Raw genomic sequence first — 1101 nt, forward strand, 5'->3', positions numbered from 1 at the left:
TGTCGTTTTCAGAAGACGGCTGCACTGAACGTCAGAAGCCGACTGCACTATAGCAGCGGAGGGGTTGGATCCATCAGGCAACGACGGGCTGCTGCCGGCCATCAGCGGACGCAGGGAGGACTTTCCGCAACCGGCCGTTCGATGCGGCACCGATGGCCTTCGCGCAGGGGTAGTGAATCCGCCAGGATTGACTTGCGCTGCCCTACCTCTCACTAGTGAGGGGCGGCAGCGCATCAAGCGGTGAGCGCACTCCGGCACCGCCAACTTTCAGCACATGCGTGTAAATCATCGTCGTAGAGACGTCGGAATGGCCGAGCAGATCCTGCACGGTTCGAATGTCGTAACCGCTGCGGAGCAAGGCCGTCGCGAACGAGTGGCGGAGGGTGTGCGGTGTGGCGGGCTTCGTGATGCCTGCTTGTTCTACGGCACGTTTGAAGGCGCGCTGAAAGGTCTGGTCATACATGTGATGGCGACGCACGACACCGCTCCGTGGATCGGTCGAATGCGTGTGCTGCGCAAAAACCCAGAACCACGGCCAGGAATGCCCGGCGCGCGGATACTTCCGCTCAAGGGCGTCGGGAAGCGCAACGCCGCTGCGGCCCTCGGCCTGGTCCTTCAGCCACCATGCCCGTGCACGCGACAGCTGCTCGCGCAGGCTGGGTGCCAAGCTCTCGGGTAACATCAAGGCCCGATCCTTGGAGCCCTTGCCCTCCCGCACGATGATCGTGCCGTGATCGAAATCCAGATCCTTGACCCGCAGTTGCAAACCCTCACTGATCCGCATGCCCGTTCCATACAGAAGCTGGGCGAACAAACGATGCTCGCCTTCCAGAAAACCGAGGATGCGAACCACTTCATCCGGGGTCAGCACCACCGGCAAGCGCCGCGACGGCCGAGGTCTTCCGATCTCCTGAAGCCAGGGCAGATCCGTGCACAGCACCTTGCCGTAGAAGAACAGCAAGGCCGCCAATGCCTGACGATGCGTGGAGACCGAAACCTTGCGCTCGTTCGCCAGCCAGGACAGAAATGCCTCGACTTCGCTGCTGCCCAAGGTTGCCGGGTGACGCACACCGTGGAAACGGATGAAGGCACGAACCCAGT

Annotated in this window: 1 protein-coding gene; it reads right to left on the reverse strand. The window is 62.1% G+C overall.

Annotation, left to right across the window (positions count from 1 at the left end; all coding sequences use genetic code 11):
* Positions 1–202: 202 nt before the first annotated feature.
* Positions 203–1101 (reverse strand): class 1 integron integrase IntI1 (intI1, locus tag AC2UZJ_RS12495; RefSeq protein WP_031999050.1); only part of this gene is annotated, 899 nt, incomplete at its 5' end.

It is taken from the genome of Paenalcaligenes sp. DL 309 (assembly GCF_057475285.1).